The organism is Nocardia cerradoensis NBRC 101014, assembly GCF_000308535.1.
GTDB classification, from domain to species: Bacteria; Actinomycetota; Actinomycetes; order Mycobacteriales; family Mycobacteriaceae; genus Nocardia; species Nocardia cerradoensis.
In genome coordinates this window covers 52609-74646 of the sequence record NZ_BAFW01000200.1, presented here as the reverse complement: position 1 = coordinate 74646, position 22038 = coordinate 52609, and the positions used below count along the sequence as shown (strand labels likewise).

The 22038-nt window shown below is 69.8% G+C and carries 19 protein-coding genes; 10 read left to right on the top strand and 9 right to left on the bottom strand.

Annotated features, from left to right (window positions below; genetic code table 11):
• Positions 1–1778: SWIM zinc finger family protein (locus tag ON23_RS21540; RefSeq protein ID WP_167331879.1), on the bottom strand; the 1778-nt coding region annotated here is incomplete at its 3' end.
• 370 nt (positions 1779–2148) lie between these two features.
• Between ON23_RS21540 and ON23_RS21535 the strand changes: the two genes are divergently transcribed.
• The 5 genes from ON23_RS21535 (at position 2149) to ON23_RS21515 (ending at position 7440) form a co-directional block, all read left to right on the top strand.
• Positions 2149–4554: an AAA family ATPase gene (locus ON23_RS21535; RefSeq protein ID WP_039780345.1), complete on the top strand. Its 2406-nt coding sequence runs from the start codon at positions 2149–2151 to the stop codon at positions 4552–4554.
• Positions 4539–4958, top strand: coding sequence for a hypothetical protein (locus ON23_RS21530; protein WP_039780344.1), 420 nt, complete (start codon positions 4539–4541; stop codon positions 4956–4958). Before ON23_RS21535 ends, ON23_RS21530 begins: the two co-directional genes overlap by 16 nt.
• Before the next feature lie 24 nt (positions 4959–4982).
• Positions 4983–5396 (top strand): YchJ family protein, encoded by a 414-nt coding sequence (locus ON23_RS21525; protein ID WP_039780343.1) that lies wholly within the window; start codon positions 4983–4985, stop codon positions 5394–5396.
• A 144-nt stretch (positions 5397–5540) separates the two neighbouring features.
• Entirely contained in the window at positions 5541–5813 is a 273-nt protein-coding gene (locus ON23_RS21520; protein WP_039780342.1) for an Rdx family protein, read from the top strand.
• 58 nt (positions 5814–5871) lie between these two features.
• Positions 5872–7440: a carboxylesterase/lipase family protein gene (locus tag ON23_RS21515; RefSeq protein WP_039780341.1), complete on the top strand. Its 1569-nt coding sequence runs from the start codon at positions 5872–5874 to the stop codon at positions 7438–7440.
• A gap of 6 nt (positions 7441–7446) precedes the next feature.
• Here ON23_RS21515 and ON23_RS21510 read toward each other — a convergent pair whose 3' ends face one another.
• From ON23_RS21510 to ON23_RS21500, 3 genes are all read right to left on the bottom strand, one after another.
• Positions 7447–8745, bottom strand: coding sequence for a cytochrome P450 (locus tag ON23_RS21510; RefSeq protein WP_039780371.1), 1299 nt, complete (start codon positions 8743–8745; stop codon positions 7447–7449).
• A gap of 107 nt (positions 8746–8852) precedes the next feature.
• Entirely contained in the window at positions 8853–9569 is a 717-nt protein-coding gene (locus tag ON23_RS21505; RefSeq protein WP_039780369.1) for a TIGR03089 family protein, read from the bottom strand.
• Positions 9557–11026, bottom strand: a complete 1470-nt coding sequence (locus ON23_RS21500) for an LCP family protein (RefSeq protein WP_051043017.1) — start codon at positions 11024–11026, stop codon at positions 9557–9559. The genes ON23_RS21505 and ON23_RS21500 overlap by 13 nt, the downstream gene beginning before the upstream one ends.
• A gap of 251 nt (positions 11027–11277) precedes the next feature.
• Here ON23_RS21500 and rfbD point away from each other — a divergent pair, with 251 nt between their 5' ends.
• From rfbD to manB, 3 genes are all read left to right on the top strand, one after another.
• A complete protein-coding gene (gene rfbD / locus ON23_RS21495) occupies positions 11278–12141 on the top strand; it encodes a dTDP-4-dehydrorhamnose reductase (RefSeq protein ID WP_039780340.1) in 864 nt (287 codons plus the stop codon).
• A gap of 119 nt (positions 12142–12260) precedes the next feature.
• Positions 12261–13172 (top strand): glycosyltransferase family 2 protein, encoded by a 912-nt coding sequence (locus ON23_RS21490; protein WP_051043015.1) that lies wholly within the window; start codon positions 12261–12263, stop codon positions 13170–13172.
• Between the two features lie 61 nt (positions 13173–13233).
• Positions 13234–14307 (top strand): mannose-1-phosphate guanylyltransferase, encoded by a 1074-nt coding sequence (manB, locus tag ON23_RS21485; RefSeq protein ID WP_039780339.1) that lies wholly within the window; start codon positions 13234–13236, stop codon positions 14305–14307.
• Positions 14308–14453: 146 nt separating this feature from the next.
• Here manB and ON23_RS21480 read toward each other — a convergent pair whose 3' ends face one another.
• Positions 14454–14894 carry a DUF4267 domain-containing protein gene (locus ON23_RS21480; protein ID WP_039780338.1) on the bottom strand — a complete coding sequence of 147 codons (441 nt, stop codon included), beginning with the start codon at positions 14892–14894 and terminating at the stop codon, positions 14454–14456.
• An 88-nt stretch (positions 14895–14982) separates the two neighbouring features.
• On the opposite strand from ON23_RS21480, the gene ON23_RS21475 reads away from it, so the two are divergent.
• The gene (locus tag ON23_RS21475) at positions 14983–15555 is read left to right on the top strand and encodes a TetR/AcrR family transcriptional regulator (RefSeq protein WP_039780337.1); all 573 of its coding nucleotides are present in this window, start codon (positions 14983–14985) and stop codon (positions 15553–15555) included.
• A gap of 41 nt (positions 15556–15596) precedes the next feature.
• Entirely contained in the window at positions 15597–17048 is a 1452-nt protein-coding gene (locus ON23_RS21470; RefSeq protein WP_039780364.1) for a phytoene desaturase family protein, read from the top strand.
• Between the two features lie 66 nt (positions 17049–17114).
• Here ON23_RS21470 and ON23_RS21465 read toward each other — a convergent pair whose 3' ends face one another.
• The 4 genes from ON23_RS21465 to ON23_RS21450 form a co-directional block, all read right to left on the bottom strand.
• The gene (locus tag ON23_RS21465) at positions 17115–18035 is read right to left on the bottom strand and encodes a cation diffusion facilitator family transporter (RefSeq protein ID WP_039780362.1); all 921 of its coding nucleotides are present in this window, start codon (positions 18033–18035) and stop codon (positions 17115–17117) included.
• Between the two features lie 92 nt (positions 18036–18127).
• Positions 18128–19363 carry a mannose-6-phosphate isomerase, class I gene (gene manA / locus ON23_RS21460; protein ID WP_039780336.1) on the bottom strand — a complete coding sequence of 412 codons (1236 nt, stop codon included), beginning with the start codon at positions 19361–19363 and terminating at the stop codon, positions 18128–18130.
• Positions 19363–20562: an amino acid adenylation domain-containing protein gene (locus ON23_RS21455; protein WP_039780335.1), complete on the bottom strand. Its 1200-nt coding sequence runs from the start codon at positions 20560–20562 to the stop codon at positions 19363–19365. Before ON23_RS21455 ends, manA begins: the two co-directional genes overlap by 1 nt.
• A gap of 92 nt (positions 20563–20654) precedes the next feature.
• Positions 20655–22037, bottom strand: coding sequence for a phosphomannomutase/phosphoglucomutase (locus ON23_RS21450; RefSeq protein WP_039780360.1), 1383 nt, complete (start codon positions 22035–22037; stop codon positions 20655–20657).
• Position 22038 lies beyond the last annotated feature (1 nt).

Genomic DNA, 22038 nt, shown 5'->3' with positions numbered 1-22038 from the left:
CAGCGTCCCCGGGCGCCCGCCAGGCGCAGCAACGGACTTCGCAGGGCGGCTTGGCTTCTCGCGGTCTCGAGCAGTGTGGCGCAGAGTGCGTCGGGCGCGCGCGGATCGCCGGGCAGTGCCGCCTCGAACCATTCCGCGAGCATCGGCGAGCCGTCCGCCAGCAGATGCCGCAACCGCTGCGCCGCCGCCCGCGGCAACCGGTCGCGATTGTCGTCGGCGGCCGGGGCGAGCAGCTCGGTCCGGGCCGGTCGTACCCCGCCGCGGTGGTACAGCTCCTGCAGCGCTACCGCACCCAGCACGGCGTGTTCCGGAGTGTCGGCGCGAGCGGCCGCGGTCACCGCATCGGGCAGTGTGCCGGGATCGAGGGTGCGGCGGGCGGTGCCCAGCAGCGCGACCGGCACCACCGTCTCCGACGATGCCGGGACCGCCGTGCCGGGGGTCGGCACGTCCGTCAGTGCTTCCGTCTCGACTCCGACGAGTTCGCCGGCCACCAGCGCGCAGACGGGGATCAATCCGGCCGCGGTCCACTCACCGACCACCGTCACCGGATGACCACCCGACAAGCCGATCAACTGCCACGGCACTTCGACGGTCGCGGCGAGCGGTAGCGCCGTGCCGTCCGGTTCGGCGAGAAACCAGCCGGCCGAACCCGGGCTCGGGACCACATCCGCCAGTAGCATCGGCCATCCCCGCAGCCACGGGTCGGCGCCCAGCGCCCGCGCGTGGGCCTCGAGTTGGCCGGCTATGGACGCCGATCCCGACACGATGGTGGTGAATGGTTCGGGTTCGCCGTGGCGTCCGCCCCAGACCGCGCGCAGCGGCATCGCCCCCGGATAGAAGTGCAGGTCCGCCTCGACCATGGTGCCGGGAATCGGCAGCTCGCCCGGGAAACTCGCACTGCCGAAGCTGTGGTCGAGCACATGCGCCCAGCGTTGGGTGGCCCGCCCGCGCAGCAGAGTGCGCCGGGTGAACACTCGCTCCTCCTCGGTGATGCGCACGCCCAGCACCATCCACCGGTCGCGGACCGCGGGCTCGCCGCCACGGACCTCCTCGGCCTTGGCGGGATAGCCGATATGGGCGCGCACCCCGGCGGCCAGCGCGGGCGGCAGGTCGTCGAGCCGCCGGTGGGCGCCGATGAGCAGATGCAATCGGGCGTATTCGCTGAGCAGAATCGCGGGCCACTGTTCGACGCCGAGCATGCGGCGCGGCAGTTGCCGCAGGGCTGCCGCCACCCCCGGCGCTTGGGAGTCGACCATCCGGGCGGCCACCGCCTCCAGCGCCGCGACGGAATGGTCGGCCTGCGCCAGGCCGGTGCGGATCTGATCGCCGAGCCAGACGTCGAGATCGTCGAGCCCGGTGGTGACCCGCGCTCGGCGTTGATCGAGCGTCGCCTGTTTCGTACCGCGGACCGCCGGCTCGGCCGGTTTCGCGGTCCGCGCGGCCCGGCCCGCCAGCCATTCGGCGGCGAAGTCGGCGGGCGCGTCGGCCGCCGCGACCGTGCCCTGCGACCAGAGCAGCAGTAGCGACAGCGCATGTTTGCAGGGAAATTTCCGGCTGGGGCACGAACAGCGGTAGGCGGGGCCCGACAGGTCGACGATCGTCTGGTACGGCGTGGCGCCGCTGCCCTTGCACCGCCCCCACAGCGCACTGCCGTGGGTGCCGGTGTCCAACCACGCGGAGGTGAGCTTGCGGGCGGCGCTCACCGAGGCGGTGTCGGGCGCCAGGGCCAGCACATTGTCGGCGGTGACGGCGTAGGTCGCGGCCGGAGAGGTCGTCACGTGTTCCCCCGTTCGTTCGGTACCCCGGATTTGTACCCGAGCCCACCGACAAGATCGCGCGGCCGGTCCTCCGGGCCGTCGGCCGAATGACAGCGGCCGGGTTCGCTCGTCGGTTGCGATCGAATTACCCTGGCGCGGAATGTGATTGCAGAATCAAGCACTGTTGTGGTTGATCGTGATCTCTGGCATTCTGATCTGTTCGGTTGAACCGAGCCACCCGTGAGGGGTGTAACCCGTGGAACTGCCCGGCCGGGACGGCCGAGGGGTGGACATCGGGCGGTTCGACCGTTCGATGGCCATGCGTCCCGCCCGGGCCGGTTCTCCGGTAGCGTTCGCCACGACGAGTCGTGCGCGAGGGCCGGGAGGGGCAGTGGGGCAAGAGCAGGGGGAGGCCGCGCCGCGCCTGCGTGAGCTGGTTTCGGCACGGCTGCAGGCGGATCCGGCGGTGAGCCCCGAGGTAGCGCAGACGGTGCTGGCGGCGTTGGGGGAGTCCGCCGAGCAGAGCGATGCCGGGCCGCGGTCGGGAGTGTTCCTGAGCGCCATCCGTGTTCGTGGCTTCCGCGGGATCGGCGGCGAGGCGGTCCTGCGCATCGCGCCCGGTCCCGGTCTGACGCTCGTGGTCGGTCGCAACGGGTCGGGCAAGTCGAGTTTCGCCGAGGCCGCGGAACTGGCACTCACCGGCGTCAATCGGCGCTGGGAGGGCAGATCCGCGGTCTGGCGTGACGGCTGGCGGAATATGCACTGCGACAAGCCTCCTCGGATCGCCGTCGACCTCGTCGCACAGGAGCGAGGCCCGTTCACGATCACGCGTACGTGGGCGGAGGGCGACGAACTGTCGGCCGGCAGCTGGACGGAGCGCGAAAACGACAGCGACAGTGCCGACTTCCGCCCGGAGGACTGGGCGCGTGCCCTGGAGCTGTATCGGCCGTTCCTGTCCTACAGCGAACTCGGCGCGGTGGTCGACGGCCGTCCCAGCGATCTGTTCGACGCCCTGCACCGGCTGCTCGGGCTGGACGACGTCAGCGCCGCACTGGATCGGACCCGCACGCGCCGAATCGAATTGGAACGCGCCGCGAAACAGTCCCGGGACGGCCGGCAGGCCCTGCTGGACGAATTGCTCACCGTCGCCGACGAACGTGCCGAGCGCGTCGCCGACATGTTGCGCGCGCCCGCCCCGGACCTGTCCGCGGTCGCCCACGAACTCGCCGGCGCGCGCCACGACCCCGGCGGTGTCGCGGCACTGCAGGCTGTCGCACGCCTGCGCATTCCGGCTTCGGCCCAGGTCGAGTCGGCCGCCGAGGCGGTCGAGCGGGGCACCGCCGACCTGCTGGAGCTGGCGACCGGAGATCTGGACGCCGAACTCCGCGTCGTCGACCTGCTGCGTGGCGCTCGCGCACACGCGGAGGACGGCGAATGTCTGTGCCCGGTCTGCGGCCACGGCCGTCTCGACGCGCAATGGCAGCGCGAGGCGACAGCCCGGATCGAGGCCGTCGAGCGGCGCGCCGCGGTGCTCACCACCGCCCGGGCCGCGCTGGGTGAGGCGATCGCCGCGGCCCGGGCGCTGATCGAACCCGTTCCGCCGGAACTGGAATCGACCATCGCCGCGCCCAATATCGATCCCGCGGACGCCCGTCGAGCCTGGACGACCTGGTCCGCCCTGCTCGAGGTCGACGCGGGCGCCACCCTGGCGGCCCGGATGCGCGGCGCGCACGCCGAACTGGCGGTGCGGCTGGAGGTGTTGCAGCGGGCCGTGCACAAGGAACTCGATCGCATCGATGCGGTCTGGACGCCGCTGGTCCCACGCATCGCCACCTGGCTGCACGAGGCCCGGCTGGTCGCCGCGGCCGATGCCGAGTTGCGCACCGTCCGCCGCGCCGAGGACTGGCTGAAGTCGGCCGCCGCCGGTCTGCGCGACGAACGGCTCGCCCCGCTGGCCGAGCACGCCCGGCGCATCTGGGGCGGGTTGCGTCAGCGCAGCAATGTGGATCTCGGCGCGATTCGGCTGCAGGGCAACGCCGGAGCCAGTCGCAAGGTGCTGCTCGACGTCACCGTGGACGACTCCGGCGCCGCCGCTCTCGGAGTGATGAGTCAGGGCGAATTGCATGCGCTGGGGCTTGCACTGTTCCTGCCGCGAGCCACCGTGGCCGAAAGCCCGTTCGGATTCGTCATGATCGACGACCCGGTCCAGGCGATGGATCCGGCGAAGGTCGACGGACTCGCCCGGGTGCTGGCCGCGGTGGCCCGCAGCGGACGCCAGGTGATCGTGTTCACCCACGACGAGCGGCTGGCCGAGGCCGTGCGCCGATTACGTTTGGACGCAACGGTTCTCGATGTGCAGCGGCGCGAGCATTCGCGGGTGGAGGTGCGCGCGGTCGAGGATCCGGTGCAGCGCTACCTCGGTGACGCGCGGGCCCTGCTGCGAACCAGGCAGCTGCCCGAGGCGATCGCGACCGAACTGGTCATCACCTGCTGCCGATCGGCGATCGAGGCGGCCGCGTTGGCCCGCGCCCGGCGTGACCTGCTGGCCGCCGGCGTCGACCATCGCGAGGTGCAGCGCCGTGTCGATCGGGCGCGCACCACGTGGGAGACGGTCGCCCTGGCGGTCTTCGGGGTGCCGGACCGGGTCGACGAGCTGAACGACTATCTCGACCGGGAGACGCCGTGGGCCCGCGCGGTGGTGCGCGATGCCACGGCCGGTGCGCACATCCGCATCCAGCGCCGCTCGGGCGATCTGATCTCGGGGACGAAGAGATTCGTGACATGGCTGAATCCGTGAGGCCGACCGTGGCGCAGCGCTTGGCGGCGGCCGCGGAACTGCTCGACGGCACGGTCACCGATGCGGGCGGCCTGTGGTCGCGGGCGACGGTGTGGATCCTGCGGATCGCGCTGGAACAGTCGGTGGACGGGCTGTGGGCGCGGGTGTCCCCGCCACTGGCCCGGTGCAGTATGCGGGCTCAACTGCTGGCGCTGGACAGCTGCGCCGGTCCCGAACTCGCGGGCCGCGTCGGCGGACTGTGGGCGACGCTGTCGCGGGCCGGCCATCACCTCGACTCCGAACCCGCGCCGACCCTGCACGAACTGCGCGACTGGTTCGACGAAACCGCCCGGCTGGCCGAGGAACTCGACCGCATCGACCGAGCGGATGTGCCCGCCGTGTTCGGCCGTCGCCGGAACAGGTGAATTCCGGGCGGCGATAATCATGCGATGGCCGACACCTTTCCCGCGCGTCCGGACGACACCGGCCGCTGTCCGTGCGGCAGCGGCGAACAGTTCGGGCAGTGCTGTGGCCCGCGCTTGGACGGCACCCGCCCGGCGCCGACCGCCGAAGCGCTGATGCGGTCGCGCTATACCGCCTTCGCCGTCGGCGATCACGACTATCTGCTGCGGACGTGGCATCCACGGAGCCGGCCGCGGCGGCTGGTCCTGGATCCGGCGCAGCACTGGATATCGCTGCAGGTCTTCGGCACCGAGGCGGGCGGCCTGTTCGACGACGCCGGTGTGGTCGAGTTCCGCGCCACCTACCGATACGACGGCAGGCGCGGCGTCCTTTCCGAGTGCAGCAGATTTGCTCGTGTCGACGGTCAGTGGGTCTACGTCGATGGAGATATCGAATCGTAATCGGCTCGTAAAGAGTCGCCAGTGCTCGCCCACTACCATTACGGAAATACATTTCCGATTAGAACAGATAGCGAAGGAGTTGCCTCAAACGTGGACAGCCGCGCGGTGACTACCGGGAATCCGGTCCCTCACTAGGGTCACCGCATGGCACGAATCGCGATCGAATACTGCACGCAATGCCGGTGGTTACTGCGGGCCGGATGGATGGCTCAGGAGCTGCTGAACACCTTCGGCACCGGCCTCGACGAGGTGGCGCTGATCCCCGGAACCGGCGGAGTGTTCCGGATCACCGTCGACGGTGAGCAGATCTGGGAGCGCAGAGCCGACGGTGGCTTCCCGGATATCGCCGGGCTCAAACAGCGCGTGCGCGACCGCATCGATCCCGACCGCGACCTCGGCCACATCGATCGAGGCTGACGCGGCACGAATGATCTCGGACGTACTCTCGGTTACAGGGAGTACGAGGAGGTGCGAGATGAGCACTCAATTCTTCGAGGCGACTCCGGTCGAGGACACTGCCGGACCCGTCGCCCACACGACCAGCGGTGCGGTGCGCGGATTCCGGACGGGATCCGTCAACGTATGGCGCAGCATCCCGTATGCCGCGGCGCCGGCGGGCCCGAAGCGGTTCGCGCGGCCGGAACCGCCCGAAGCCTGGTCGGGAGTGCGTGACTGCACCGAATTCGGCGAGATCGCACCGCAGACCATGGGCGATATGGTGCCCGTGGACTCGGGGCTGCGCATGGGTGAGGACTGCCTGTGGGTCAATGTGTGGGCACCGGCCGCCGAACCGGTGCAGCCGCGTCCGGTGATGGTCTGGTTGCACGGCGGCGCCTACTGTCTGGGCACGGCCGCGCAGGCGATCTACGACGGCCGCCGGATGGTCGAGACGGGCGACGTGGTGATCGTCGCGGTCAACTATCGGCTCGGCGCGCTCGGATTCCTCGATCTGTCCTCCCTGGGCGACGGGTTCGTCGCCAATCTCGGCCTGCACGACCAGATCGCGGCACTGGAATGGGTGCGCGACAATGCCGCCGCCTTCGGTGGTGACCCGGGTAACGTCACCGTCTTCGGCGAATCCTCCGGCGCGGGATGCGTGACGGCGCTGCTGACCTCACCGCGGGCCGCGGGCCTGTTCCACCGCGCCATCGCGCAGAGTCCGCCGGCCACCACCGTCTTCGGTCCCGACCGGGCCGCCGGGGTGGCGAGCCGATTCCTGGAATTGATGGACCTGCCGCCCGAACGCGCCCGGGAACTGCTGGAATGCCCGATCGAACGGATCGTGGACGCGGCCGGCGTCCTGCTCGACGAGGTGCCGCTGCAGTCGCCGGGACGCCTGGCCGCGGCGCCGGTGGTGGACGGCGATCTGCTGCCCACCTATCCGACCGACCGTTTCCAGCAGGGCCGCTCGCATCGCGTTCCGCTGATCATCGGCACCAACAAGGACGAGGCGTCGCTGTTCCGCCTGTTCCGCTCGCCGATCATGCCGGTGACCCCCGATGCGGTGAACGCGATGCTCAATGCCGTCGCCGGAGAACATCCCGGGCTCTCGCACGAGCGCATCGCCGAGATCACCTCCGCCTACCCGGATCTGGCCAAGACACGCGGCGCGCTGGCGATGTCGACCGATGCGGCGTTCCGGATGCCGGCGCACTGGGTCGCGGACGCGCATTCCCGGCACAGCCGCACCTGGATGTATCGCTTCGATCAGGCCACGCCGATGCTGAAGGCCGCACGCGTCGGCGCCGGCCACGCCACCGAATTGCCGTACATCTTCGGCAATTTCGGGTCCTTCGATCACGATCCGACCTTCTGGCTGGGCGGCCGCAAGGTCGCGAGCGAGGTCTCGGGCCGGATGATGCGGCGCTGGCTGGCCTTCGCCGAACACGGGGTGCCCGCGGCGCTGGACGGCTCGAAACATTGGCCGCCGTACCGCGAATCCACCCGCACGACATTGGTCGTCGACGCCGTGGACCGGGTCCTCGACGATCCCGATCACGATCTGCACACCGCCTGGGGTGACCAGGCGGTCGGCTTCAGCTGAGCCGGATCAGACGCTGCTGGGCTGTTCGGCGCGCTGACCGAGCAGCACCGGCAGCCGGCTGTAGCCGTGCAGGGTGAACAGCGGGCGGCGCTGCGGGCGACCGGCCAGCACGAGATTCGGGAAACGCTCGAACAGCGACCGCAGCGCGTAGGTGCCCTCCATCCGGGCCAGGCTGGCGCCCAGACAGGCGTGGATACCGCTGGAGAACGTCAGGTGATCCTTGGCGTTGGCGCGTGTCACGTCGAAGCGGTGGGGTTCGGCGAACACCTTCGGATCGCGATTGGCGCCTGACAGCGACAACACCACCGTGCTGCCCTCGTGCACCGTGATACCGGCCAGCTCCACTTCGCGCCCGGCGATGCGGCCGGTGTTCTGCACCGGGGCGTCGAAGCGCAGAATCTCCTCGATCGCGTTGGGCCACAGCTGCGGATCCTCACGCAGCCGGTCCAGCTGATCGCGATGGGTCACGAGCTGGACGATGCCGTTGCTGATCAGATTGACCGTGGTCTCGAATCCGGCGCCCATCAGCAGCGTCGCCGAGGCCTTCAATTCGGTGTCGTCCAGCGTGCCGGAACTCACCAGACCGGACAGGATGTCCTCGCCCGGTTCGCGGCGCAGCCGCGCGATGTGCTCGTCCAAGTAGTGGTCCATCTCCACGATGGCCGCCGACGCGTCGCGGGTGGTGCGCCAGCTGATGCCGATATCGAGCATCGGCGAGACGGCGTCACCCCAGGCCAGGAAGTGGTCCCGGTCGGCGTCGGGGAAGCCCAGCATCTCGGAGATGATCGCGATCGGCACCTGGGAGGCGAAGTCGGCCACCAGATCCGCCGAACCGCCGGAGGGCAGGGCGTCGAGCAGTTCCGTGGTCACCGATTCGACGCGATCGCGCAGCCGGGCGATCGCGCGCGGGGTGAACGCCGAGGCCACCGGTTTACGCATCCGGGTGTGATCGGGCGGATCGATCACCAGCATCGACGGCGGCTGCACCGGATTGGGCGGTAGCGTCGCCAGATCCATCAGCGGCCGCAGCGGTCCGGGGACGAAACCCTCGGCCGCCGCGACCTTGAAGGTGTTGTCGCGCAGGACGGTACGGACCAGCTCGTAATCGGTGGTCGCCCAGCCCAGGGGGGAGTGCACCAGCCGTCCCTGGGCGCGCAGGGATTCCAGCAGCGGTATCGGATCCTGGACCGCTTCGGGGCTCGACATCAGTTTCGCCAGCGTCTCGCCCCGCCGGGCATAGGTCTTCAAGGCCAGCCGCGGCGTGCCCTGTACCACCAACCACCGAAACCAGTACTGCGGCTTCATCGCCATCCCCTGTTCGTCGTCCGGTTCCCTGACACCCACACTACGGAGTAGCGGGCGTGCCGAAAACGGACTGCGGGTGGATCGCCGTGCCCTACCCGGGTAGGAGATCAGGACCGGCGCGCGGTGACGCGTTCGGTGCCGATCCGGTGTTCGAGCCGAGCCGGATCGGGGGCGGTCACCTGCACCAGCGAGGCTCCCGCCGCGTACACCGCGAGCAGTCCGTCGATGAGGTGGGCGGTGGTGTCCCAGTCGGTGGTCGACAGCACTCGGTCGGTCGCGCCGAACCCCTGCCGTTCGGCCGAGGCCCGGGCCGCTGCCACGGTCTCGGCGACCGTGGCGCCGTCGAGGGCGTCGCCCGCGCCCGCCGGATGGAACTGGTCCCCGTGCCCACGCACCGACGTGGCGTAGTCGGTGATGCCGACCGGCAGATCGGCGACCGGCATACCCATCGGATCCAGCGACAGGGCGGCCACCTCGGCGATATCTCCGGCCTCGTCGATGCGCGCGGCCGAGACCAGCGCGAGTTCGGCGTCGGCGTCCGGTCGCAGCACCACCTCGGTGCCCGCCCACCAGCAGCCCAGCAGGACGGCCGCGGTCTGCCAGTGCGCGGGCAGCAGCACCGACACCCGAGCGCCCGGGGCGAGGCCGAATTCGTCGCGAATCATATTGGCGGTCTTGGCCGCCCAGTTCGCCAGCGTCAGCCCGGACAGTTCGATGCGGGCGCCGGTGCTGTCGTCGTAGTGGGTGATCCGCGGCGCCGCGGCGTCGCGGGCGAGGATCGGGCCGAGCAGGGCATCGGTGAGAGTGTCGTTCAGTTCACGCATTTCGGTCCGTTCTGGCCGGCGTCGATGGGAGGCGCGGGCGGCACCGGTGTCGCGGTGCCCGAGGCCGGCGAGGTTCCGGACATGTCGAACAGACTGCCGGCCGCCGAGCCCGGACCAGAGTAGTCATCGGCGAGCACCACCCGCACCGCACCCTCCGGCACATCCTGTTCGGCGACCACGGTCAGGCCGCCGAGCGCCTCGGCGACCGCCTTGGCCTTGGGATCGGAACTCGAGGCGGCGAGCACCCGGCTGCTGCGTACCGGCGCACCCGGCCAGTTCCCGACGGACCCGGTGTGAAAACCCTTGCCGGTCAGCGCCTGTGCGACCTGGCCGGCCAGACCGCCGGTACTGCCGGCGTTGTAGACGTCGGCGGTGACCGAACTCGGCGCCGCCGCCCGGTCGTCCTCGTGATCGTCGGTGGTGGCGCCGACCGCCGCCGCGACATAGGACTTCACCGATTTCGGGTCGACCTTCACCACCGATTCGCCGTCGGCGGTGGTCCCGTCGAGATCCTGCACCGGAACGGTCTCGAAATTCACCTTTCCACCGGACAGATCCTGTAGCTGATGCATGAACGCCACCACATCCCAGTCCTCGTCGAGCACGATCGTGCGCCCGACGGCATCGGCGAGTTCGCGCAACTTTCCGGGATTGGCGAGGATTCGGGCGTTGAGGGCCTTGTTCACCAGCGAGGCCATGAACACCTGCTGGCGCACGATGCGATCCAGGTCGCCGCGCGGCAGATCGTGGCGCTGGCGCACGAAACTCAGTGCCTGCGCCCCGTCGAGCCGTTGCTGTCCGGCGGGGAAATCCGCACCCGAGAGCGGTTCGTCCACCGCGTTGTTCAAGCAGACGTCCACGCCGCCGACGGCATTGGTGAGCAGCACGAATCCGAGCAGGCCCACCTCGGCGTAGTGGTCGACGGTGACTCCGGTGAGATTGGCGACCGACTTGATGAGTGCCTGCCGGCCGGCCTGGGTGGACTTCTGCTCGATCTGGGAATCCGACAGGCCCTGCGCCGCGAACTTCTGCCGCGCGTTCTCCTTGGTCGCGCCGTAGGCGGAGTTGATCTTGCCCTTGCCGATACCGGGGATATCGACATAGGAGTCGCGGGGTATCGAGATCGCGGTCGCCGACCGGCCGTCGTTGGGCACCCGGACCAGCACGATGGTGTCGGTGTTGGTGCCGACCTCGTCGCCGGCGTGCAGCATCGCCCGTTCCCGGTCGCTGAGCGGATTGCCGTGCGCGTCGGTGCGGCTGTCGATACCGACCATCAGAATGTCGACCGCACCGTCGTGGCCGCCGCCGAGGCCCAGGTTGCCGATCCGCTCGATGCCGGAGATCAGCGAATCCACGCTGTGCCAGCCGAAGCCGGTGACGATGAACACGATGGCCGCGGCGGCCACGGCGAGCAGTCGCCCGGGACGATTCACCCCGGGACTCGGACTCGGGCGCATCCCGCGAGCTCGCGGGACGCGGCCGCCGGGCAGTGGTGCTCCGGCGCCGCGGGGCGGCGACGACGCACTTCTGTTCTGCGGCACTCCGTATTCCTTTTCCACGCTCGATCGACCCCCGTTCGAGAATCTGCCCGCGTAGCCCACCGCCTCCGATACCGGTGGCGTACCGGGGAGTTCCCGGATTCGAGGCTATCCAACCAGTGCGCCCGCACCGCTGAACCGCTGTTGGCGTGGCGTGCCAGACTTGCCGGATGAGTCCCGATTCCCAGTCCCGGCTCGTGGTCACCGGCGCCGGCGGACAGCTCGGCCGGGCGCTGCGCACGGAAGCGCCCGCGGCCCTCGCCCTGGGTCGTGCCGATCTCGACATCACCGACGCCGAGGCCGTGCGCGCCGTCGTTCGTCCGGGCGACGTGGTGCTCAACTGTGCCGCCTACACCGCCGTCGACGCCGCCGAGTCCGAGCACGACGCGGCGTACGCCGGCAACGTCACCGGGCCAGCGGTGCTCGCGGCCGCCTGCCGCGTGGCCGGCGCGCGACTGATCCACATCTCCACCGACTACGTCTTCGACGGCACCGCGTCGGATCCGTACGAGCCGGACCATCCGACCGGCCCGGCAAGTGTGTACGGCCGTACCAAACTGGCCGGTGAGCAAGCCGTGCTCGGCGAGTATCCGCAGGCCACGATCGTGCGCACCGCGTGGGTGTACACCGGCGACCGCGGCGACTTCGTGGCGACGATGCGACGGCTCGAGGCCGAACGCGAGACGATATCGGTCGTCGACGACCAGATCGGATCGCCCACCTACGCACCCGATCTGGCGCGGGGGCTGCTGGAACTCGTCGCGCGGCAGCCGATTCCGGGTGTGCTGCACGCGAGCAACGCGGGCGCGGTCAGCCGCTTCGGGCTGGCGCGGGCGGTATTCGCCGAACTGGGGGCCGATCCCGAGCGGGTGCGGCCCTGCGGCACCGCCGATTTCCCCAGTCCCGCGCGGCGCCCGGCATATTCGGTGCTGTCGAATCGGGCATGGGCGCAGGCCGGTCTCACGCCGCTGCGGGAGTGGCGGGCTGCTCTGGCCGATGCGCTGGCTCGCCTGTCGGACCGCGGGAAACCGTGATCGTTGCCAGGTGAGCCGGCGCGCGTGAGCAGCCACACCGGCCGTCAGCCTGATAAGGCCCTGTGGGTGGTTGTGCTCGGGTGCCTACTCCGGGCTCGCACCCATTAGGCTGGCCTTCCGTGAGCGCTTCGGATTCAGCCCCTTCCGCGGACCGTACCCCTCAGCTGGCGGTGGTCACCGTAACCTATTCGCCGGGCGAGCATCTCGACCACTTCATCAGCACACTCGCGACCGCCACCGCGGAGAAACCGCAGGTGATCCTCGCCGACAACGGCTCGACCGACGGCGCTCCCGAGCTTGCCGCGGAGTCCAACGAACACGTCACACTGCTGCGCACCGGCGGCAACATCGGCTACGGCGGCGCGGTGAACCGCGCGGTCGCCGAACTCGATCCCGATATCGAATACGTGATCATCGCCAATCCGGATGTGCGCTGGGGCACCGATTCCATCGATCAATTGCTGGCCGCTGCCCGGCGCTGGCCGCGCGCGGGTGCGCTCGGGCCGCTGATCCACGAGCCGGACGGCAGCATCTATCCCTCCGCACGGCGGGTCCCCGGCCTGCTCGACGGCGCCGGCCACGCGATCCTCGGCACTATCTGGCCGGGTAACCCCTGGACGCGGCGGTACCGGCAGGAGAACGAGGAGATCGCCGAGCGCACCGTCGGCTGGTTGTCGGGATCGTGCCTGCTGGTCCGGCGCGACGCGTTCGACAGTATCGAGGGTTTCGACTCGCGCTACTTCATGTACATGGAGGATGTCGACTTCGGCGACCGCATGGGCAAGGCCGGCTGGCACAACGTCTTCGTGCCGACCGCCGAGGTCACCCATGCCAAAGGCCACGCGGCCGGGCGGCATCCGGAGACCATGTTGCCCGCCCATCACGCCTCCGCCTATCGTTTCCAGGCCGACCGCCATCCGCACTGGTGGCAGGCCCCGCTGCGATGGGCGTTGCGGGCCGGACTTGCGATTCGCTGCAAACTTGCGGTTCGATCTGCGCTGCGCGAGCGCGACCGCGAAGCGCAGCGATAACGCGTGGACCGAACCTGAAAAAGGGGAAGACTGATGCCGGACAATTCGGGAGGGAGCGGGCGTGGACACCGCAACTGACGCCGTGATCCTGGTCGGTGGCCAGGGCACCCGGCTGCGCCCGCTGACGCTCTCGGCGCCGAAACCGATGCTGCCGGTCGCCGGTCTGCCGTTCCTGCACCACCTGCTGGCCCGGATCGCCGATGCCGGCATCACCCATGTGGTGCTGGGCACATCGTTCAAGGCGGAGGTCTTCGAGGAACATTTCGGCGACGGCGCCGAACTCGGCCTCGACCTCGAATACGTCACCGAGACCGAACCGCTGGGCACCGGCGGCGGTATCCGCAACGTGCTGCCGAAGCTGCGCGCCGACAACGTGATGGTCTTCAACGGTGACGTCCTCGGCGGCGCCGATCTGGGGGCCGTCCTCGACATGCACGCCTCGACCCGTGCCGACGTGACCCTGCATCTTGTCCGCGTCGGTGATCCGCGCGCCTTCGGATGCGTGCCCACCGACGAGACCGGCCGGGTCACCGCCTTCCTGGAGAAGACCCAGGATCCGCCGACCGACCAGATCAACGCCGGTTGCTACGTCTTCCGCCGCGAGTACATCGAGAAGATCCCGAGCGGCCGCCCGGTATCGGTCGAGCGCGAGGTGTTCCCGTCGCTGCTGGCCGAGGGCGCCCACATCCAGGGCCATGTCGACGCCTCGTACTGGCGCGATATGGGGACGCCCGAGGATTTCGTGCGCGGGTCCGCCGATCTGGTGCGGGGGATCGCGCCCTCGCCGGCGCTGCCGGGGCAGCGCGGGGAATCGCTGGTCCACCCCGGTGCCGGTGTCGCGCCGGGTGCGCTGCTGATCGGCGGCACGGTCGTGGGGCGCGGCGCCGAGGTCGGCGCCGGTGCGCGACTCGACGGTGCGGTGCTGTTCGACGGCGCCCGGGTCGAGGCCGGTGCCACCGTGGAGCGCTCGATCATCGGATTCGGTGCGCGCATCGGTCCGCGGGCGCTGGTCCGCGATGCGGTGATCGGTGACGGCGCCAGCGTCGGCGCCCGCTGCGAACTGCTGCGCGGCGCCCGCATCTGGCCGGGCGTGGATCTGCCCGACGGCGGGATCCGCTTCTCCACCGACGTCTAGGTCCGGCGATCGCTCGTCGTCGCCGCACTGCGCATCGGCCAGTGCTGTGCATCGACCTGTGCTGTGAATCGACAAGGCCGTCCGTGCACTGGCACGGGCGGCCTTGTCGTAGTTGCCGGAAGAAGGTCGAGCACTCGTACCGCTGACTACTGCGGGACGGCTGTGGCCGGCGCTGCTGCGACGGTGTTCCGGGACGCCGTCGCGGCCGACCGCTCGCGGATGAGCAGCACACCGGTCGCGGCGACCAGGGCGGCGGTCAGACCGTGCACACTCAGCGCAGTGGTCACCGAGCCGTGGTTGTTCAGCACCGTGAGCATGTCGCCGATCGGCGTCACCGCGGTGGCGAGCATCGCGACGCCGAGGGCGAAGCGCTGCCGCGTGAGCAGCAGTGCGAGCAGCACCACGCCGGAGCTGATATCGCGGACTCCCTTCAGCGTCATGAAGGCCGACGACTCTCCCTGCGGCCAGGCCGGAAGCCCGAAGCCGGGGGCCATGGAATGCGGTGTGAGGACGTAACCGAGTCCGATGTACAGGATGAAGGCGACGCCGATCAGGACGAGGGCGGTGGCGAGGCGAGTACGCGTCATTGTCTTGCTCCAAAATCTAGCGTTGCTAACTGATGGCATCAGCGTAAGCGGCAATCGCTACCTTGTCTAGCGTTGCTAGAATTTCGGTATGACGGTTCAGGAACGCAAGGAACGCGAACGCGCCCAGCGTCGGCAGGCGATCATCGACAGTGCGCGTGAACTGGCCGAATCCGATGGCTGGGATGCGGTGACCGTGCGCCGGCTCGCCGAGCGCATCGAATACAGCCAGCCCGTGCTCTACAGCCACTTCTCGGGAAAACGGGCAATCGTCTCGGCCGTGGCCGAGGAGGGCATCGGCCGGCTGCGGGATGTGCTCCGCGCCGCCCGCGAGCAGGCCGACGGCCCCGGCGCCGCGATGGAGGCGGTCGCCCGGGCCTATCTGAGTTTCGCGGCCGACAACGCGGCCCTCTACGACGCCATGTTCGTCCTCGACACCGAACTGCCCTTCGGTCCCGACGCACCCCAGACCCTGCGCGACTGCTTCGAGGAGCTCGAGCGGCTGTTCCGCCCGCTGGTCCCCGAAGCCGACACCGGGGCCTACACCGAGGTGTTCTGGAGCACGCTGCACGGGATGGCGGCGCTGGACCGCAGTCATCGACTCCGTCCGGATTTGTGGGAACAGCGCATGGACGTGCTCATCCGCTGGGCCACCCGGAGTTGATGCCCTGAGCCCCTTCGTTTTCGGGCCCTACAGTGGTGATCATGGCGGATGCGGTGGTGGTCGGCTCCGGGCCCAACGGTCTGGCCGCGGCGGTGCTGCTGGCCCGCGCGGGGCTCGAGGTGGAGGTGTTCGAAGCCGCGGATCGTGCCGGTGGCGGCTGCCGTACCGCGGAGCTCACCCTGCCCGGATATCACCACGACGTGTGCGCGGGTGCGCATCCGATGGCGCTGGCGTCCCCGTTCTTCCGCGCCTTCGACCTCGGTGCGCACGGCGTCGAACTGGCGACTCCCGCGATCTCGTACGGGCATCCGCTCGACGGCGGGGTGGCCGCGTCGGCCTGGCGGGATCTGGACCGGACGGTCGAGGGGTTGGGCCGCGACGGTGCGACGTGGCGGCGCCTGTTCGCCCCGCTGGTGCGCCAGTGGGAGGCGGTGGTGGAGCTGGGGATGTCCGACCTGCGCCGTATGCCTCGTGATCCGCTGTCCGCGCTGCGCTTCGGCCGCCGACTGCTCGAGCAGGCATCTCCGCTGTGGGACCTGCGTTTTCGCGAGGAACGTGCGGCGGCGCTGTTCACCGGCGTGAGCGCGCACGCCATCATGCCGCCGCGGCAGTTCTCGGCGGCCGGCGTGGCGCTGCTGCTCGGCACCCTCGCCCATGTGGGTGGCTGGCCGATTCCGCGCGGCGGCTCACAGGCCATCGTCGATGCGCTGATCGCCGATCTGGAACGCCACGGCGGGCGCGTCCACACCGGGCATCGCGTCGATTCACTGGACGAATTCGCCGGGGTACGAACGGTTCTGCTCGACACCGCGCCCACGGAACTGTTGCGGATCGCGCGAGTGCCCACGGCATATCGACACCGATTGCAGCGCTATCGGTTCGGCGGCGCCGCGTGCAAGGTGGATTTCGCCCTGTCGGGCCCGGTGCCGTGGCGGGCGACGGAGTTGGCGGCCGCGGGCACCGTCCATGTCGTCGGCACGCGAGCCGAGGCGATGGCCGTCGAACGTCTCGTCGCGTCGGGCCGGCACGCCGAGCGGCCGTACGTCCTGGTGATCCAGCCGGGCGTGGTCGATTCGTCCCGAGCTCCCGGCGACAATCACACGCTCTACGCCTATGCCCATGTACCCAACGGATCCGGCCGCGACGTGAGTCCCGACGTCGTCGCGCAACTCGAACGCTTCGCCCCCGGCTTCCGAGATCTGATCCAGGCCACCCACGTGCGTCCGGCGGCACGCATGCCCGCGCACAACGCCAACTATGTCGGCGGCGACATCGCGGCCGGCGCGATGACCCTGGCGCAGACGATCTTCCGCCCGACTCCGCGCTGGAACCCTTATGCCACACCGCTTCCCGGTGTCTACCTGTGCTCCGCGGCGACGCCGCCCGGGCCCGGTGTGCACGGTATGTGCGGTATGCACGCCGCGACCCGTGCGCTGCGCGAGCGATTCGGCATCCGCATCGACCCGGCCGTCCTGCTCGGCGCGCCGGGCTGAGCCGCACGCCGCGCCTCGCACCAGCCCCGGGACAGTGCTCCTCGGTGCTCAGCCGTCCGCCGCGGTCTACACCGGCTGGGTGCGGTACAGATCCGGCTCGATGTACATGACCCGAGCGGCGGGGACGGCCGCCCGGACCCGGGCTTCGGCGTCGTCGATCGCGGCGGCGATATCGGCGATCTCCAGTCCGGGCACGATCGACACCTTCGCCGCGACGAGCATCTCCTCGGGGCCGAGGTATTCGGTGCGCAGGTGGATGACCCGGTCGATGCGCTCACCGTCGACCAGCTTCGCGCGGATCGCCGCGTCCTGCGCCGGCGTCGCGCCCTCACCGATCAGCAGGCTCTTCATCTCCACGATAAGCACCACCGCGATGGCACCGAGCAACAGGCCGATACCGAGGGTGCCGATGCCGTCCCAGATGGCGTTGTCCGTCACCACCGTCAGCACCACCGCGGCCAGCGCGATCAGCAGGCCGATGAGCGCGCCGGTGTCCTCGAGCAGCACCACGGGCAGCTCGGGGCTGCGCGAGTTGCGGATGAACCGCCACCAGCTCGCACCCTCGCGCAGCGGTGCGGATTCGCGCATCGCGGTCATGAAGCTGTAGCCCTCGAGCGCCGCCGCGATAGCCAGGATCACGATCGCCACCATGGGGGAGGTCAACTCCTCCGGATGCTGGATCTTGTGCACACCCTCGTAGATCGCGTACATCGAGCCGAGGGAGAACAGCACCAGTGCCACGACGAACGAGTAGAAGTAGCGGTTGCGTCCGTAGCCGAACGGATGCAGATCGTCGGCCTCCTGTTCGGCACGCTTCTGCCCGAGCAACAGCAGTCCCTGATTACCGGTGTCGGCCACCGAGTGCACGGCCTCGGCCAGCATCGATCCGGAACCGGTGATCGCGGCGCCGACGAATTTCGCCACCGCGATACCGGCATTCGCGCTCAACGCCGCGAAGATCGCCTTCTTTCCGCCACCAGCAGACATGGTGCAGCCCCGGTCCTTCCGTCCCCGGCGCACGCCGGTAGATGTCCGATTTGTTCGATCAATCTACTAAAGCGGCCGAACCGGCCGCGTGGTCACTCGCCCACACACGCGCAGAACAGCTGCGCCGGGCCGCCGAGGGCCCGCGCCCGGATATCGGTATCGGTGGCCGAGATCCACGCGGCGCTGCCGGCGGCGATCGGCAATTCGTTCCCGGCCTGCGACAGCACCACGGTGCCGGCGGTCACCAGCATGATGCCCGGCCCGACCCGCGGAATGTCGACCGCCGCGGCGTCCTCGGTCAACTCGAAGCGGCGCAGCGCGAATTCCGCTGCGGGCGTGGGGTACCGGAACGAGTTCTCGTCGACCGGTTCGGGGTCGATGATCGGCGTGCGCAGCGGTTCGAAATCCAGCACCCGCAGCAGCTCGGGCACGTCGACGTGCTTGGGGGTGAGCCCGCCGCGCAGCACATTGTCCGAATTGGCCATGATCTCGACGCCCATGCCGCGCAGATAGGCGTGCAGGCTGCCGGCGGCCAGGAACAGGCCCTGTCCGGGTTCCAGCGTCAACCGGTTCAGCAGCAGGGCCGCCAGCACTCCGGCATCACCGGGATACGCTTCGGCCAGCTCCAGCGTGGTGCGCGCTTCGGCCGCGAATTCCTTGGCCTGCCTGGGCGATTCGAGCGGGTCGACCTGTTTGAGATAGCGCACACATCCGTCGAGGACCTTCGGCAGCAGGGTGGCCAGCATGGCTTGCGGCAGCGTGATCCAGGTGGTGAACAGGGTGCGCAGGCCGCCCGAATCCGGCTGGGCGGCAAGCAGTTCGGTGTACTGCACCAGTTCCGGCACGGCCAGGGAGTTCAGCAGGTCGACGGTGCGCAGCGGATCACGGAAACCGGCAAGCGCCTCGAAGCGGTCGAGTGCCACCACCAGTTCGGGTTTGTGGGAGTCGTCGCGGTAGTTGCGCATGGGGGAATCCAGCGGCACCCGCGTGTGGTTCTCCCGTTCGAATCCGTAGCGGGCCTGATCGGCGCTGGGATGGGCCTGCAGCGACAGTGGTTCCTCGGCGGCCAGGATCTTCAGCAGGAACGGCAGGCGGCCGCCGAATGCCGATGCGACCGTACCCAACTCCCGGTTCGGCTCGGCCTCGAGCAGTTCCAGCAGCGAGCGTCCGGCGCCGTCGGCGAGGACCTTCGCCGGGTCGGCGGGATGGGCGCCGAACCACAATTCGGCCTCGGGATGGGGGGAGGGAACCTCCCGGCCGCACAGCTGAGCGAGTGCGGTGCGAGATCCCCAGGCATAGGAACGCAACGCACCAACGAGTTCGTGCACTAGTAGTGGCCCCCGTCGTAGTGGGCGGGACGGCTCGCGGCTGGGGGGCCGCCGAGCAGACGCAGATAGGCGGCGGCCATTTCCAGCCGCAGCACCAGCACCGCCAGTTGTTCGACCTCGCTGCCGCGGCCGGCCGCCGGCGCCGGGGGTTCGCCCGCATCGGTATCGCGTGGCACACTCGCCTCGGTGCGCATCAGCTCGATGTCGACGTTGACCAGATCGGCGTCGACGATGCCCGCGCCCGCGCCGAAGACGGCCAGCCGGCGCCGCGCCGCGACCTGATCGCCGTCGGCGCTCACCACGAACACCCGGGCCCGATCGACCGGGGCCGGTCCGTCCAGTTGCTCGTCGTGGAACAGCGGATCGTAACCGGGCGCGGTCGCCTCCGCGGATTCGATCAGCCGCGCGTTCGCGGCCACGGCTTCGGTGAGGTCGACGGCGGCCGCGATCTGTCCCGCGGTCTGCAACAGCACCTCGGCGCCGTGCTCGGCCACCACCGCGGCGGCGGGGGAATCGCCGGTCAGCACCAGCCGCCGTTCCCGCATCCGCGCGGCGAGGGTTTTGGCGGGGTTGTGGAAGACCTCGTGGTGCGGGCCGTCGCGCAGCGCCTCGGCGTCGAGCACATCGGCGAGTTCGTCGAGGTTCGGGACCAGGGGCCCGATGTGCACGGGGTCGACGGCCTGCAGCACCGCGATGCCGACGGCGACGAATCGCAGCATCCGGTTGTGGTCGAGCACGCGGATCCGCGGCGGCAGCATGGCCGCGCGTCCGGCGGCCGCGGCCCGCATCGGACCCTCGTCGGGCGCGGCGACCACGACTTCGGCGCCGCGGCGCAGCGCTCGGTCGACGGCGCCGGTCAGTCGCGGGTCGGCCGAGTCGTCACCGGCGACGACCACCACGTCCAGCGAACCGACCCATTGCGGAATCGTGGTGGCGCTGATGATGGGCAGCCCCGCGCGGTCGCCGAACGCGGCCTGCAGCAGAGTGGCCGCGCGGGCCGCGCGCCCGGTGCCGGAGACCAGCACCAGACTTCGCGGCCGCAGACCGTCGAGCCGGCCGAGCGCGTTCTCGGCGACGGCGGCCGCGGTCGCACGCACCTGGGCGCCCCCGGAGGCGGCCGAACGCAAAATTCCCCCGGAATCCGCGGCCTCCAACGAGGCGACGTCATCGAGGTCGAGTACGGGTGTCCCTGCGATCATCGGGCGTTGCCACCTCCCCTCAATCGGGTCACCACGCCGGGGGATGTCGTTGTCCCCGGGCGAATCCAAGCCCTGTGATTCCACTATTCCAGTCAGCCGCGCACGATGCTCAGAATCTCGGTCACGAGTGCGTCTACTTCCTCCTGCGAACGGGCTTCGACGTTGAGTCGCAACAACGGCTCGGTGTTGGATGCGCGCAGATTGAACCACGCCTGTCCGGGCAGCCGCACGGTCACGCCGTCGAGCCGATCCACCGATTGCGCGCGCCCTTCGAATGCGGTGACCACCGCCAGGGTTCGCTCCTGCGCATCCGCCACTGTGGAGTTGATCTCGCCGGAGGCCGCGTACGTCGCGTACGAGGACGCGAGCTCCGACATCGGCCGGTCCTTCTCGCCCAGGGCAGCCAGCACGTGCAGAGCGGCCAGCATACCGGAGTCGGCACCCCAGAAGTCGCGGAAGTAGTAGTGGGCGGAATGCTCGCCGCCGAAGATCGCGCCGGTCGAGGCCATCTGCTGCTTGATGAAGGAATGGCCGACACGGGTGCGCACGGGCGTGCCGCCGAGTTCGGTGACCAGTTCGGGCACGGCCTGCGAAGTGATCAGATTGTGAATGATCGTGGCGCCCGGCTCTTTCGCCAGTTCGCGCTCCGCGACCAGCGCCGTGATCGCGGAGGGGGAGACCGGTTCGCCGCGCTCGTCGACGACGAAGCAGCGGTCGGCGTCACCGTCGAACGCCAGGCCGATGTCGGCGCCCGTCTCGCGGACGTACTTCTGCAGGTCGACCAGATTCTTCGGGTCCAGGGGGTTCGCCTCGTGATTGGGGAACGAGCCGTCGAGTTCGAAGTAGAGCGGGGCGATGGTCAGCTGCGGCACCGCACCGAGCACGGCGGGGACCGTATAGCCGCCCATCCCGTTGCCGGCGTCCACAGCGATCTTCAGCGGCCGGATCGCGCCGAGATCGACCAGCCCGCGCAGGAATTCGGCATAGGCCTCGAGCAAGTTCTGTTCGGTCGCGGTGCCGCGGCTGCCCGGTCCGGCCGGCACGCCCTCGACGAGCTCGTCGGCGATGGTCGCGAGCCCGGTCTCCTGCCCGACCGGCAACGCGTTGGCCCGGCACAACTTGATGCCGTTGTAGCGGGCGGGGTTGTGGCTGGCGGTGAACATGGCGCCGGGGCACTGCAGATGACCGGAGGCGAAGTACAGCTCGTCGGTGGAGGCGAGCCCGATGTGAACCACGTCGAGGCCCTGATCGAGGACGCCGTCGGCGAAGGCGGCGGCCAGTTCCGGGGAGGAGTCGCGCATATCGTGACCGATGACGATGCGTGTGGCGGGGGTGGCGTCGGTGCGCATCAGCCGGGCGAAGGCCGCGCCGACGTCGCGGACGAATGCCGCGTCGATCTGCTCCCCGACAACCCCGCGAACGTCGTATGCCTTGACAACTGCGTGAACGGACTCGGCAGACCGGGCGACTGTCATG